Genomic DNA, 13,849 nt, shown 5'->3' on the forward strand with positions numbered 1-13,849 from the left:
GTCCCTGACAGGTACCCTGGGGACTTATGACACTGACGCATCTGGACGAGTTCACCCAAGCACTTCCGTACTCACTGGATGATTTCCAAATCCAAGGATGCCAAGCCGTCGAAGCCGGCCACGGCGTTCTGGTCTGCGCGCCCACCGGCGCGGGTAAAACCGTGGTGGGTGAGTTCGCCGTGTCCTTGGCACTGCGCCAAGGGACCCGCTGTTTCTACACCACACCTATCAAGGCGCTGAGTAACCAGAAATACCACGACCTGGTTGACGCACACGGTGAGGATGCGGTCGGCCTGCTGACCGGTGATGTCTCCATCAACTCCTCCGCGGACATCCTCGTGATGACCACTGAGGTCCTGCGCAACATGATTTATGCGGGTTCAGGCGCACTGGACCGCTTGACCCACGTGGTGATGGATGAGATCCACTTCTTGGCCGACGCCTCACGCGGCGCAGTATGGGAAGAAGTCATCCTCAACCTGGAGGAGCACGTCTCCATCATTGGTCTATCCGCAACGGTGTCCAACTCCGAGGAATTCGGCCGGTGGCTGACCACCGTGCGTGGTGACACCAAGGTCATCGTCACCGAAAAACGCCCCGTACCGCTGGATCAGTGGATGATGGTCGGCCGCAAAATCTATCCGCTCTTCGAACCCGACTCAGGCGGACAGGTAAACACTGAACTGGCGCGGCGCATCCAACGCCTGGAGGCGGGCGATACCGATAATGGCCGCACAGACTATGCCCAGAACCGTGCGAGCTTCCGTGCTCGCGCCCGTCACAAAGGTGGCGGGCGCCACGACCGGCACAGTGATCGGCGCAGCGGCGCGCCCCGTGCGCAGGACCGCTACCGTCCGCTTGGCAGGCCGGAGGTGCTCAAAGAGCTGCAGGCCATGGAGATGCTGCCGGCGATTACCTTCATTTTTTCCCGCGCAGGCTGCGATGGTGCGCTGTATCAGTGTTTGCGCTCCCGCATGGTGTTGACCTCCCCGGAGGAGGCCACCGAGATTAGGGCCATCGTCGATAAAGGCGTGGAAGGCATCCCGGAAGAGGACCTCAAGGTCCTTGATTTCAAGCGTTGGCGCGAGGCACTCTCGCGCGGCTTTGCTGCTCACCACGCAGGCATGCTTCCGGCCTTTCGGCACATCGTGGAGGAACTCTTCGTCAAGGGCCTCGTCCGGGCAGTCTTCGCCACCGAAACGCTTGCCCTGGGCATCAACATGCCGGCGCGCACCGTGGTGCTGGAGAAACTGGTGAAGTTCAACGGCGAGGCACACGTGGACCTGACACCGGGCCAATACACTCAGCTCACCGGCCGCGCCGGTAGGCGAGGCATCGATACCTTGGGCAATGCCGTCGTGCAGTGGGCACCCGCCATGGATCCCACGGCGGTGGCGGGGCTTGCATCAACTCGTACCTATCCGCTTATTTCTACCTTCGAGCCCGGCTACAACATGGCCATCAACCTGCTAGGCATGCTCGGCTTTGAGGACTCGCTGCGCCTGTTAGAAAAGTCTTTTGCGCAGTTCCAGGCGGATGGTTCCGTTGTGGAGGAAACCCGTGAGATTGAGCGCGCCGAGCACCGCGTTCGGGAGCTGCGCGCACAGTTGGATCAGGCCGTGGAAAACCTGGCCCCGCCAGCCACCGATGGCGAAGACCCAGCTGAGATTCTCATGGATTATATGCGGCTGCGCCGCGCACTAACTGAGGAGGAAAAGTCAACACGGGCTTCCAAGAAGGAGGAGCGCAACAAGGAGGTCGCGGCGGTCCTTGCCCGACTCCAAGTGGGAGAAGTCATCGCTATCGCCACGAAGAAGCGCCCAACGCTGGCTGTCGTCATTACCCCGGCAAACCAGACTGCTGATCCGCGCCCCTGGGTTACCACAGAGACGGGGTGGTCTGGTCGCATCGATTCGGCCGGTATTGATAATCCGCCAATCGTCGTCGGCCACATGAAGCTACCGCGCGCAGCACAAAAGAATCCGCGCCGTCATACCCGGTATGTGCAGGATGCCTTTAAGCGTGACTACTACAAGCGGCCGAAGAAGATGCGCACCGAGCCGCGCAATCGCCCCAACAAGAAGATCGCGCAGTTGCGCGATGCCCTCCGCGAACATCCGGTGCACCATTGGCCGGCGACCGACCGCGAGCAATTGGCCGGTGTGGCACAAAAGCTGGCGCGCCGCGAGAGAGAACTGGCGCGACTAGAGGCCAAGGTAGAGCGCGCCACAGATACGCTTGGCCGCACGTTTGAGCGCATCGTGGACCTGTTGGCAGAGATGGACTACGTGGAGTTCGAAGGCTATGGCGAGAACCGCGAACCGGTCATCACGGACGAAGGCGAGCGCTTGGCCAAGATCCATTCCGAATCCGACCTCCTGGTTGCACAATGCCTCAAGCGCGGTATCTGGAACGAGCTTGACCCGGCGGAGCTCGCTGGTGTGGCTTCGCTCTGTGTCTTCGAAAACCGCAAGGCCACCCGCGGCGAACCTGGCGCAGCAACCGACGAGATGGCGGACGCCATGAACGCAACCTGGCGCATCTACGGAGAGCTTGTTGCTGATGAGAAGCGCCATAACCTGCCGCAGACCCGTGAACCGGAACCTGCCTTTGCGCTCGCCATCCACCAGTGGACCGCGGGCGCCCCCTTGGCTTATTGCATGGCCGCGGCAAACGAATCCGGCGCGGAACTCACCCCCGGTGACTTTGTCCGCTGGTGCCGACAGGTCATCGACCTGCTCCAGCAGGTGGCCAAGACCGGCTACGAGGACGAGATTCGCCGAAATGCCCGGCGCGCCATTGACGCGATCCAGCGCGGCGTCGTCGCTATCGGCGCCTAGGCTTAGCGCCTAGTTTTCGGAGCCACCGCGAAGCAGTGCCGTGGCTGCCGCCGCGAGTGCTTGGCGGTGGGGCGCAACGAGTGCCACAGTGGCGAGCTTGAGGTTGCGCCCCAGCGGGTTAAGTATGAGGGCTTGCGTACCGATGACGGCGTCATCGACTACAGCTGGACCGCCCGAGTCACCTTTGACTGCCGGAATCGTGTTGAAAACAAATCCGGCGGGGGAGACAGTGGTGCGGAAGTCAATGGACCAGGTGCGGAAGAAGGGAAGGAGAAAAAGCCCACTGCGTTGCTGGGCACGGCGAGCTTTTCCGCCGTATCCCCAGGTGGTGACTGGGGCGCGGAATGGTGGGGTGCTTTTTGCAAGCCCAGGAAGGTCCCGGGGAGGGGCCGGCCGGTCTAGCAAGCACAGCGCCATGTCGGTCCCGTCAATCGTGCGCACGGCGGCCACGCGCCGCTTGAACCCGCCACTCACCTTGTAGTGATCCCCTCTGTCAAGGCCGCTGCGGAAAAAGTGCGCGCAGGTCAGAACCAACCGGGTTGCCTGCTGGGTGCGGGGGCCTAAGGACGCATCGATGAGCACTCCCGAGCAATAGCTTGAGCGATTACGGATCTTGACGGCAGCGCGATGGGAATTCACGCCTCCCAGCTTAACCGGACGAAGGCGGGCGGTAGGCTGACTGTCATGACTGATTATGCGTCCCGACTGAGCCGCTCCCGCACTATCGCCGCTGCTAAGGGCATCGACATCCTGTTAGTGGGGACAGGTGCCGAATTCGCGTACCTCACCGGTTCGTGGGTTTCCTCCCACGAGCGCCTGACCTGCTTGGTTATCCGCCCCGATGCCGAACCGGTAATCGTCGCCCCCAACACCGACATTGAGTCGCTTCAGGGCGTTGCAGCCCACCTAGTGGGATGGAGCGATGGGCAGGATCCCTATGCGCTGGCTTTGGAAGGCGTGCGCCCCAATACCGTTGCCTTGGGCTCCTCCCTGACCGCCGATCACGTATTGCGTTTCCAGTCCGCAATTCGAAGCCAGCTAGATCCGTCCTCGCCGGATGTAACGCACGTGGAATACCTTCTAGCTACTGAGGCACTGGCTGAGCTCTTTAGTCGCAAAGACCCAGACGAGGTGGCGGAGCTACGCGCTGCCGCGGCGGCTATCGATGCCGTGCACGCCGAGGTCCCGCGTCTCTTAGAACCGGGACGCACTGAGGCCGAGGTAGCGTCTGATTTGCGGGAACTCATTTTGCGCGAGCACCGAGAGGTGGACTTCATCATTGTTGGTTCCGGCCCAAACGGGGCGAACCCGCACTACGACTATGGGGACAGAGAACTTGGCGCGGGCGATCCCGTGGTGGTGGATATCGGAGGGACGCTGCCGTCCGGTTATCACTCTGACTGCACCCGCACCTATGTGGTGGGGGCAGCCCCCTCTGCGGCACCCGCCGATTTCCAGGAGGCCTACGCGGTGTTGGAAAAGGCCCAGGCTGCCGGACGAGCTGCCGCACGCCCGGGGGCGAGCGCCCAGGATATTGACCGCGCCACACGCAAGATGATCGATGATGCTGGGTGGGGCGAGTATTTCACGCACCGCACCGGGCACGGCATTGGCTTGTCCACACACGAGGAGCCCTTCATCATGGAGGGAAATGAGCTGGAGCTTTCCCAGTCCATGGCCTTTTCTATTGAGCCGGGTATCTACGTGCCGGGTAAGTGGGGCATGCGTTTGGAAGACATCGTGGTGACCACTGAATCCGGGTGTGAGTCCCTGAACCAGGCACCGCGGGGGTTACGCTAATGAGACGCACTGGTGCGCTGTTGATTCTTGGCGGGCGCAGCGATATCGGCGGCGAGCTTGCGCGTCGGCTGTGCGCAGGCCGCCCAGTGGTACTTGCCGCGCGGGGTGAGCACGGTATGGAGGAACTCACCACAGAGCTTCTCCGCAGAGGGGCGATTTCCGTGCACACGCTATCTTTCGACGCTGCGGATGTCTCCTCCCACCGCGCGGTCATCGAACAAGCCTCAGCACTCGCGGGTGAGGACATCACAACAGCAGTCGTCGCCTTCGGAATCCTGGGTGATCAGGAACGCGCCGAGCACGACGAGGCCCACGCCTTCGACATAGCACTGGTGGACTATGCAGCACAGGTATCCATGCTCACCGTGCTCGCTGATGTCATGACCACGGGCCACATCGTGGCCTTTTCGTCCATTGCCGGCTGGCGTGCGCGCAGAGCCAACTATGTCTATGGCTCGACCAAGGCAGGCCTGGATGCTTTCTGCCAGGGTTTGGCGGATCGGCTGCAGGGCAGCGACCTAGCCCTGATCACCGCGCGCCCCGGGTTCGTCATCGGATCCATGACTGAGGGGATGAAACCCGCGCCCTTGTCGGTGACCCCAGACGTCGTGGCACAAGCTGTGGTGAAGGCCATCGAGTCCTCGTCGGGTACCGGGTCCCCGTCGGATTCACGGCCGGTCTCCCGCACGCTATGGATCCCTCGGAGGCTTCAGGTGTTGGCTTGGATCATGAAGCTGGTCCCACGGCCAATCTGGCGGCACATGCCGCGCTAGTGATGCCCGAGGGCGGGAGAGTTGAGGGCGGGAGAGTTAGCGTCAAAGATGAAGCCGCGCGGGGCAAGGACTCGCAAGACGACGTCAGCATCGCCTTCGGGCAAATCGTGGATGACCAAACCCCGCCACGGCGTTACTGAAATCGAAGCGCCCAGCTGGGCGATGAGTCCTGCGTACTCCCCAGGCAGCACGCCATCCTGCAGGCCCGCACCCAGATCGACGCGGCCGGGCTCAGTGTGTTCGGTCAGCCAGCCGATGGGCAAGGTCGGCGCGGCAAAGGCAGCACGCGTCGGTGAGGGGAAGCCATCGATGGCTTCAGGGCGCTGAGCAGATAGCTCGAGCACGTAGTCGACGAGCTGAGAAATCGCATCGTCTAGTTCTAGGACCGGACCGGTAACCGCCCCCTCTCGGATGAGGCGCGCGGAGCTGGCGTCCTCGTCTTCTCCAGTGCTAGCACCGGATAGTTGGAGCCCAGCCGCCACACCGTGTGAGAGGAGATCGCCCGCGCCACCATCGATACCAAAGACTGCATCCTGGTCGAGAGCGGCGGAGGCTCCTTCGGCTGCAGCCAGGGCATCAGCAACGCGCTGCGCCACACGGCGTGCATGAAGGGAGAGGGGAGAGGCCAGCACGTGGGCGTCGGTGGTGGGCAGGGGGACATCGCCAAGCACCTGCTCATCGCGGATGCCGCGCAGGCTGATGACGCTGTGCTCCTCAAGGTACACATGGCCATCGCCATATTCCCTGGCGGCCTGGCCTAGGGCAAGCCACTGCTCGGGGGTGACAACACCGCCGGCGGGATGGAAGCGCAAGGTATCGGATTCGGGATGCTTCGACTCGGGGAGGGACATGGTAGGTCAGTCTAATCGCTCCGGGAGGGTCTCCAGCGAACCGGCAGGTCCAGCAAGTATGGTGGGCTGCATGCCGTTTCTTCTGTTCATCGCGTACATTCTCCTCGAAACCCTGGCTTTCTGGGCAGTTGCCGAGTGGATTGGTGTGCTGTGGGCGCTGCTCGCTTTGGCGCTGACCATGCTCTTCGGTATGACGATAGCCAGCTGGGAAGTTCGCCGCATGATGGTCAGCCGCATCCGCCAAACCGAAGACGGAGTCTATGTAATGGAGGATCCCACTCCAGGTAAAACAGCCGGCAACGTCGGCCTGACTATGGTGGGCGGAATCCTGCTTTCGCTGCCCGGCTTCGTCTCCACGATCATCGGGGTTCTGCTCATTTTTGCGCCAACGCGTTCCATCATCCGCACGCTTCTTGCCGCGTCGATGTTCCGGAAAATCGAAGACATGGGCGTGCGCGTTTACGAGGCCTCACCCATGGCGCAGCACCGCGACTCCTATGGATCCTTTGGAAACTTCGGTGCGGGCACTGCCGGCAGCGCCATGGGAAGCAGGGGACAAGCGGACCAAACGCACGAAGTCCTCGATGAAGATGAAATCCGCACATGGACCCAACACGTCAAGCCCGAAGACTTTGAGGACGGAAATAAATAGTGCTCGCTGTGTGTGCCCGGCTTGTCCTCGCAGCTCTTTCGGGCGCGGTCACGTATCTGTCGGTGGAGCCGCGCGGCTGGTGGGCTGCGGGAATCATTGGGGTGGCCATGTTGGTGGCTGCGTTATCTCCTTGGCGAAAGCCCCTGCATTTAGGGTGGGCGGCGCTCATCGCTGTGGTCCATAGCGCTGTCTTGTATCTATTCACCCTGCCGTGGATTGGTGAGCTCGTGGGCAACATGCCCTATATTGCGCTCGCTATCTTCCTGTCCTTGTACAGCATCCTCCTCGGCGTCGGCGGGGCAGCGTTGCTGCGCCTGAATTATGGCTTTGCACTTTTTCCCTTCTTTTATGTGGCGGTGGAAATGCTGCGCTCCTCCGTGCCCTTTGGAGGGTTTTCCTGGGTACGTCTGGCGTGGGGACAGATTGAAGGGCCGCTTGCCAACCTTGCCCCATGGGGTGGGCCTGCGCTCATTAGCTTTGCGGTCGTCTGCGTCGCCGCGGGTGTGGTGGGCCTTACGCGCGCACCACGGTTGGCCTGTGCCTTGCTGGCGGTGCCGCTTCTTGCAGGGCTCATCGCAGCGCAAGGCGTGAATCGACCGAACCACACCACAGGCACGGTCACGGTAGCCGCCGTCCAGGGAAACGTCCCGCGGCTGGGCCTTGACTTTGCAGCGCAACGCCGCGCAGTGTTGGATAACCACGTCCGCGTCACTGAGCAGGCAGCCCAGGATGGCGCTGAGCCAGACATCGTCATTTGGCCTGAGAACTCCTCCGATATCAATCCTTTTGCCAACGAGGACGCACGGGCGCTTATCGACGGCGCCGCCCACGACATCGACGCCCCCATCTTGGTCGGAACTCTCACCCGAGATAAGGTCGGCGCGCGCAATACTATGCAGGTATTCAACCCGGATGGCTCGGTGGGGCAACACCACTACAAGAAGTACTTGCAGCCCTTTGGTGAGACGATGCCGATGCGCGAATTCTTTAGGAAGATCACTGATCTGGTAGACCTAGCGGGCGATATGAAGCCCGGTGACGGGTCAGGCGTGGTGACCATGGCCGGGACTGCAGTGGGCGTTGCTACGTGCTACGAGGTCAGCTTTGACCAGGCGTTCCGAACGGCAATCGATAACGGCGCACAGATTCTCACGACGCCGACAAATAACGCCACGTTCAGCGATTCTGACATGACCTACCAGCAGCTGGCCATGAGCCGCCTGCGCGCGATAGAAGCGGACCGAGCCGTGGTTGTGGCCGCCACATCTGGAGTCTCAGCCATCGTGCACCCCGATGGTTCAGTGAGCCAAGACAGCGGTATCTTTGAACCGGCTTATCTCGAAGAGGAACTTCCGCTGCGAGAAGGGCGTACATTTGCGGTGCGTTATGGTTCGCTCCTGCAGTGGCTCATGACTATTATTGGAACGGTCTGCGCGCTGTTTGCGATCTATTCCACCCGCTTGTCCGGACGACGCAGCGCGTCTTAAAGCAGAAACCTAAAGGAGCAAGGAACTAGTGAGCTCGACCCACGAATCTACTCTAGTCATCATCCCCACCTACAACGAGATTGAGAACCTGCCGCTGATTACCGGCCGCGTGCGCAAGGCCACTCCCGAGGTTCACATCCTGATCGTGGACGATAATTCCCCGGATGGCACCGGAGAGGCTGCAGACAAGCTGGCCGCCGAGGATCCTCACCTGCACGTGCTGCACCGCGAAGGCAAGGGTGGCCTTCTCGGCGCTTATATCGCCGGCTTCGAGTGGGGCCTAGAGAAGGATTACCAAGTTCTGTGCGAAATGGACGCCGACGGCTCCCACGCGCCGGAGCAACTCCACCTCTTGCTTGAGGAAATCGAGAAGGGCGCAGATCTGGTCATTGGCTCTCGCTACGTACCGGGTGGAGAGACAGTGAACTGGCCTGCCAACCGCGAGCTGCTTTCCCGCCTGGGCAACAAGTACATTTCTGTCGCCCTGGGTGCTGGCATCAATGACATGACCGCTGGCTACCGCGCTTTCCGGCGCGAGCTGCTTGAGCACCTCGACTTTGAAGAGCTCTCCAACGCCGGATACATCTTCCAGGTGGACGTTGCATTCCGCGCCATCAAGGATGGCTTTGATGTCCGCGAGGTTCCGATCACCTTCACCGAGCGCGAGCTTGGTGAATCCAAGCTGGACGGCTCCTTTGTCAAGGATTCCCTGCTCGAAGTAACCAAGTGGGGTGTGTCTCACCGCTCTGAGCAGATCAGCGATTTCACTTCGGAGATTTCGAAGATCACCTCCCGCACGGTCAAGGACATGGAGCTTGGCCACAAGGTCACCACGGTCAAGAACGCTGTATCGGACTTCGTTTCCGAAATCTCCAACCTAGTTAAAGGCACCTTCAAGAAGTAACTCGATGCCCACGGCGCCTCATACACGCCCGTGAATAAGAAAGCTAAGCCCGGAAGCCGCAGTATGGCCTCCGGGCTTTTTGCCGTAGTGACCAGTACTAGTGCTAATGTCATAAGTAGCACTTTAGCTGGTGCACAGTGACTTAATTCACTGTTTCTCACACTACGGATCGTTCGGCACGTACCTGCCGATGGAGGAGATTTTGCTATGGCAACCGTAACGTTCAAAGATGCTTCCCTAACCTACCCGGGAGCGAAAGAACCCACCGTCAAGAAATTCAACCTGGAAATCGCCGATGGCGAGTTCCTCGTCCTCGTCGGCCCTTCCGGCTGTGGTAAATCCACCACGCTGCGCATGCTGGCGGGTTTGGAAAACGTTACCGACGGTGCCATCTACATCGGCGACAAGGACGTCACCCACGTTGCTCCGCGCGACCGAGACATCGCCATGGTCTTCCAAAACTATGCGCTCTACCCGCACATGACCGTGCGCGAGAACATGGGCTTCGCACTGAAGATCGCCGGCAAGTCCCAAGACGAGATCAATAAGCGCGTCGACGAAGCCGCCGCCACTTTGGGCCTCACGGAGTTCCTCGAGCGCAAGCCGAAGGCCCTGTCCGGTGGTCAGCGTCAGCGTGTGGCCATGGGCCGCGCCATTGTTCGTAACCCGCAGGTCTTCCTCATGGATGAGCCGCTATCTAACCTCGATGCCAAGCTGCGTGTTCAGACCCGTACCCAGATTGCAGCCCTGCAGCGCAAGCTTGGGGTTACCACCGTCTACGTCACCCACGACCAGACGGAGGCCTTGACCATGGGTGACCGCATCGCGGTGTTGAAGGATGGCTACCTGCAGCAGGTTGGAGCGCCCCGCGAGCTTTATGACCGCCCCGCCAACGTCTTCGTCGCCGGCTTCATCGGCTCCCCAGCCATGAACCTGGGCACCTTCTCAGTCAAGGATGGGGACGCCACCTCTGGTCACGCTCGCATCAAGCTTTCCCCGGAAACCCTCGCTGCGATGACGCCGGAGGATAATGGCCGCATCACCATCGGTTTCCGCCCGGAGGCGCTGGAGATCATTCCGGAAGGCGAGTCCACCGAACTTTCCATCCCAATCAAGCTCGACTTCGTGGAGGAACTTGGTTCTGATTCCTTCCTCTACGGCAAGCTGGTGGGTGAGGGCGACCTCGGATCCTCAAGCGAGGACGTCCCCGAGTCCGGCCAAATCGTCGTCCGCGCTGCGCCGAACACCGCGCCTGCCCCGGGCAGTATTTTCCACGCACGCATCGTGGAGGGTGGCCAGCATAACTTCTCGGCGTCGACTGGCAAGCGCCTTCCTTAAGCCCGCGTGCCGGCTGCCCCGCGGCACGTAATAGGTAGGGCAGTTCTAGCCACAATCAGCAGAAAAGGTGGAGTGATTCGCCATGAAAGAGTCCATGAGCATCACCTCGTCGACGTACGCGTCGGCGCTGCTGACACTGCCCTGGGATACGCCCCTGGAACATTGGCCCGATGATCTCATCGCCGCACTGCCCAGGGGTATTTCCCGGCACATCGTGCGTTTCGTGGGGATCAACCGTGGCATCGTCGCGGTCAAAGAAATTGGTGCGCGTACCGCCCACCACGAGTACAAGATGCTGCGTGAACTGCAGCGCCTTGGCGCCCCCAGTGTGCGGCCAGTAGCCGTGATCACCGGACGCCATCCGGCAGAGGAAGACTACGGTGAGCTCACCGCAGCTTTGGTGACCGAGCACTTGGAATTTTCCCTGCCCTATCGCGAGATCTTCTCTCGGCACCTCACGGTCGTGGAAGCGGAGAAGCTCATCCGCGCCCTGTCCGTGCTTTTGGTGCGGATGCATCTGCTCAACTTCTACTGGGGCGACGTGTCATTGTCCAACACTCTCTTTCGGCGCGATGCCGAAACCTATTCCGCCTATCTCGTCGATGCCGAGACAGGAGAGTTCCAGCCCAACCTCTCTGAATCACGCAGGCTTTACGACGTCGACATAGCCCGCGTCAACATCATCGGCGAGCTCATGGACCTCCAGGCGGGTGAATGCCTAGATAGGTCCATCGATGTCATCGCCCTAGGAGGCCTCGTCGAAAGCTCTTATCTTGAACTGTGGACGGAGCTCACCGCGGAGGAATCCGTCGATGCCAGTGAATACTGGCGCGTCTCCGAGAGAATTGACCGCCTCAATCAACTGGGCTTTGACGTAGGGGAGCTCAAGGTCACGAAGGACGATTCGCGGCAGGTTGTGCGCATTCGCCCTGTCGTGGTGGATCCGGGCCACTATCGTGCAGAGCTGCTGAGCTTGACCGGGCTGAGCGTCGAGGAGCATCAGGCCCAACGCCTGTTGGGCTCGATACAGGCCTATCAGGCCGTCGAATGCGGACCGCATGTGGGTCTTACCCAAGCCGCGCATCTTTGGATGACGCATGAATACGAGCCGACCATCGCCGCCGTCCCCGTGGAGATGTTAGACAAGCTGGAGCCGGCACAGATCTTCCACGAAATCGTTGACCATCGCTGGTTCCTTGCCCAAGAAAGGGGAGGGGATGTCACCCTCCCGGAGGCCACGGCATCCTATCTTGAATCCGTGCTTCCTGCCCGCCGCGACGAGGCTCGCCTCCTCAGCACAAGCCCTTCAGAAGAAGACTTGTCATAACCTCTCGCGTGCCCCAACAGCTCCTGCGATCACAAATCCTCCCTCCTATCCTCAGCTGTTTTTTATATGTATTTGTATGGTTTAGGCCCGATTGCCCCATAAATGGGGAAGGTTTCAATGTCCGAATATGGATATGGTCACAATCGGGTGTTTTGGGTCCGAATTCTTTTGAATATGTGGAATTCCTCACTAAGGTGGAAGACAGGCTAACCAGTTCATAGTCGGACTACGATCCGCTATGAAGCACTTGGTGGCGCTGGGAAGAAGCCTTCGTTGCTGGAGGTCTCCCAGACACAACCGAATACGAGCCAGGTATCCATCTCGGCTCATCATCCCGCTTTTCATCAAGAAAGATGAGGACCTCATGAAGCGTCTTACTCGCATCGCATCCATCAGCATGGCATCCATGCTCGCCGCCGCAAGTCTCGTCGCGTGCTCCGGCTCCACCGACGAGGAAGGCGATGTTTACTTCCTGAACTTCAAGCCCGAACAGGACGCGGCATACCAGGAGATCGCAAAGGCCTACACTGAAGAGACCGGTGTTAAGGTCAAGGTCGTCACTGCCGCCTCCGGCTCCTATGAACAGACCCTCAAGGCCGAGATTGGCAAGGACGAGGCCCCGACTCTCTTCCAGGTCAATGGCCCAGCTGGCTTCATCACCTGGCAAGATTACATGGCAGATATGTCGGACACCGAGGTTGCTAAGCAGCTGACCGACGATATTCCGCCGCTGACCACCGAGGATGGCGAGGTACGTGGCGTTCCGTTCGCCGTCGAGGGCTTCGGAATCATCTACAACGACGAGATCTTCGACAAGTACATCGCCACGTCTGGCGCAAAGATCAAGTCCACGGATGAGATCACGAGCTACCAGAAGCTCAAGGAAGTCGCCGAGGATATGCAGGCAAAGAAGGACGAGCTTGGTATCGAGGGCGCCTTCGCCTCCACCTCACTGACATCCGGTGAGGACTGGCGTTGGCAGACTCACCTGGCCAACGCTCCGATCTGGCAGGAGTACCAGGACAAGGGCGTCGAGGACACCAACGAGATCGAGTTCTCCTACAACAAGGAGTACAAGAACCTCTTCGATCTCTACCTTGAGAACTCCACCGTAGAAAAGTCTCTTGCGCCTTCTAAGACGGTGTCCGATTCCATGGCTGAGTTTGCGCAGGGCAAGGCCGCCATGGTTCAGAACGGTAACTGGGCATGGTCCCAGATTTCCGAGACCTCTGGCAACGTGGTCAAGGAAGACAAGATCAAGTTCCTGCCCATGTACATGGGTCTGCCGGATGAAGAAAAGCACGGCATCAACGTCGGTACCGAGAACTACCTGGGCGTGAACTCTGAGGCATCTGAGGTTGACCAGCAGGCCACCAAGGACTTCATCGACTGGCTGTTTACCTCTGAAGCTGGCAAGGAGCACGTGGTTAAGGACCTTGGCTTCATCGCGCCGTTCGAGAGCTACACCGCCGAGGACACCCCCAACGATCCGCTGGCTCAGCAGGTCGCGGAAGCTATCGCTAACAAGGATCTGACCACCTACCCGTGGAACTTCCAGTACTTCCCGTCCCAGCAGTTCAAGGATGACTTCGGCCAGGATCTGTCGCAGTACGCCTCCGGAAAGCTGAAGTGGGAGGACGTCGTCAAGCACTTCAAGGACAACTGGGCTGCTGAGAAGGAATCCAACTGGGGCTAAAGCTCTATCCCCATCTCCCTCGCCACACGCCTTCTAAGTAGCGGACGTCGGGGAGGGGAGTAGGTGAGGGTTGTGGCCCGCGTCGCGTGCTTGTCCGCGAGCGGTTACTCCACATCCTCAGCCTCCTCTCCTCGTCGCCGTCCCGCTGGGAAACGTGTGGCACCACCTGAAATGAAGGTTT

The 13,849-nt window shown here is 60.3% G+C and carries 11 protein-coding genes; 9 read left to right on the forward strand and 2 right to left on the reverse strand.

Translation table 11 applies throughout. The annotated features are described in order from the left end of the window. Positions 1-26: 26 nt before the first annotated feature. The gene (locus tag HMPREF3147_RS08025; RefSeq protein ID WP_070446626.1) at positions 27-2,840 is read left to right on the forward strand and encodes a DEAD/DEAH box helicase; all 2,814 of its coding nucleotides are present in this window, start codon (positions 27-29) and stop codon (positions 2,838-2,840) included. Positions 2,841-2,849: 9 nt separating this feature from the next. Here HMPREF3147_RS08025 and HMPREF3147_RS08030 read toward each other — a convergent pair whose 3' ends face one another. Beyond that, a complete protein-coding gene (locus tag HMPREF3147_RS08030; RefSeq protein ID WP_246815750.1) occupies positions 2,850-3,479 on the reverse strand; it encodes a trypsin-like peptidase domain-containing protein in 630 nt (209 codons plus the stop codon). Positions 3,480-3,524: 45 nt separating this feature from the next. On the opposite strand from HMPREF3147_RS08030, the gene HMPREF3147_RS08035 reads away from it, so the two are divergent. Beyond that, the gene (locus HMPREF3147_RS08035) at positions 3,525-4,640 is read left to right on the forward strand and encodes a M24 family metallopeptidase (protein WP_070446627.1); all 1,116 of its coding nucleotides are present in this window, start codon (positions 3,525-3,527) and stop codon (positions 4,638-4,640) included. Continuing rightward, complete coding sequence (locus tag HMPREF3147_RS08040; RefSeq protein WP_070446628.1) at positions 4,640-5,413, forward strand: SDR family oxidoreductase; 774 nt, start codon at positions 4,640-4,642, stop codon at positions 5,411-5,413. The genes HMPREF3147_RS08035 and HMPREF3147_RS08040 overlap by 1 nt, the downstream gene beginning before the upstream one ends. Here the strand turns inward: HMPREF3147_RS08040 and HMPREF3147_RS08045 are convergent. After that, the gene (locus HMPREF3147_RS08045) at positions 5,410-6,264 is read right to left on the reverse strand and encodes a cobalamin biosynthesis protein (RefSeq protein ID WP_070446629.1); all 855 of its coding nucleotides are present in this window, start codon (positions 6,262-6,264) and stop codon (positions 5,410-5,412) included. The two genes, HMPREF3147_RS08040 and HMPREF3147_RS08045, sit on opposite strands and share 4 nt — an antisense overlap. Positions 6,265-6,334: 70 nt before the next feature. Here HMPREF3147_RS08045 and HMPREF3147_RS08050 point away from each other — a divergent pair, with 70 nt between their 5' ends. The 6 genes from HMPREF3147_RS08050 (at position 6,335) to HMPREF3147_RS08075 (ending at position 13,668) form a co-directional block, all read left to right on the forward strand. Continuing rightward, positions 6,335-6,916, forward strand: a complete 582-nt coding sequence (locus HMPREF3147_RS08050) for an FxsA family protein (protein ID WP_070446630.1) — start codon at positions 6,335-6,337, stop codon at positions 6,914-6,916. After that, on the forward strand, positions 6,916-8,403 hold the full coding sequence (gene lnt, locus HMPREF3147_RS08055) for an apolipoprotein N-acyltransferase (protein ID WP_070446631.1): 1,488 nt from the start codon (positions 6,916-6,918) through the stop codon (positions 8,401-8,403). Before HMPREF3147_RS08050 ends, lnt begins: the two co-directional genes overlap by 1 nt. A gap of 28 nt (positions 8,404-8,431) precedes the next feature. After that, positions 8,432-9,307: a polyprenol monophosphomannose synthase gene (locus HMPREF3147_RS08060; protein ID WP_070446632.1), complete on the forward strand. Its 876-nt coding sequence runs from the start codon at positions 8,432-8,434 to the stop codon at positions 9,305-9,307. 207 nt (positions 9,308-9,514) lie between these two features. Beyond that, positions 9,515-10,645 (forward strand): ABC transporter ATP-binding protein, encoded by a 1,131-nt coding sequence (locus HMPREF3147_RS08065; RefSeq protein WP_070446633.1) that lies wholly within the window; start codon positions 9,515-9,517, stop codon positions 10,643-10,645. An 82-nt stretch (positions 10,646-10,727) separates the two neighbouring features. Continuing rightward, positions 10,728-11,972 carry a DUF4032 domain-containing protein gene (locus HMPREF3147_RS08070; protein ID WP_070446634.1) on the forward strand — a complete coding sequence of 415 codons (1,245 nt, stop codon included), beginning with the start codon at positions 10,728-10,730 and terminating at the stop codon, positions 11,970-11,972. Positions 11,973-12,336: 364 nt separating this feature from the next. Then, the gene (locus HMPREF3147_RS08075; RefSeq protein ID WP_070446635.1) at positions 12,337-13,668 is read left to right on the forward strand and encodes an ABC transporter substrate-binding protein; all 1,332 of its coding nucleotides are present in this window, start codon (positions 12,337-12,339) and stop codon (positions 13,666-13,668) included. The last annotated feature ends 181 nt before the right edge of the window (positions 13,669-13,849 follow it).

It is taken from the genome of Corynebacterium sp. HMSC05D03 (genome assembly GCF_001807205.1).
Classification (GTDB): Bacteria; Actinomycetota; Actinomycetes; order Mycobacteriales; family Mycobacteriaceae; genus Corynebacterium; species Corynebacterium aurimucosum.

Excerpts from the sequence above, each read along its gene's own strand:
- HMPREF3147_RS08045 (WP_070446629.1), bottom strand. The coding sequence starts at position 6,264 with ATGTCCCTCCCCGAGTCGAAGCATCCCGAATCCGATACCTTGCGCTTC.
- HMPREF3147_RS08070 (WP_070446634.1), top strand. The coding sequence starts at position 10,728 with ATGAAAGAGTCCATGAGCATCACCTCGTCGACGTACGCGTCGGCGCTG.
- HMPREF3147_RS08035 (WP_070446627.1), top strand. The coding sequence starts at position 3,525 with ATGACTGATTATGCGTCCCGACTGAGCCGCTCCCGCACTATCGCCGCT.
- HMPREF3147_RS08050 (WP_070446630.1), top strand. The coding sequence starts at position 6,335 with ATGCCGTTTCTTCTGTTCATCGCGTACATTCTCCTCGAAACCCTGGCT.
- HMPREF3147_RS08065 (WP_070446633.1), top strand. The coding sequence starts at position 9,515 with ATGGCAACCGTAACGTTCAAAGATGCTTCCCTAACCTACCCGGGAGCG.
- HMPREF3147_RS08040 (WP_070446628.1), top strand. The coding sequence starts at position 4,640 with ATGAGACGCACTGGTGCGCTGTTGATTCTTGGCGGGCGCAGCGATATC.
- HMPREF3147_RS08025 (WP_070446626.1), top strand. The coding sequence starts at position 27 with ATGACACTGACGCATCTGGACGAGTTCACCCAAGCACTTCCGTACTCA.
- HMPREF3147_RS08075 (WP_070446635.1), top strand. The coding sequence starts at position 12,337 with ATGAAGCGTCTTACTCGCATCGCATCCATCAGCATGGCATCCATGCTC.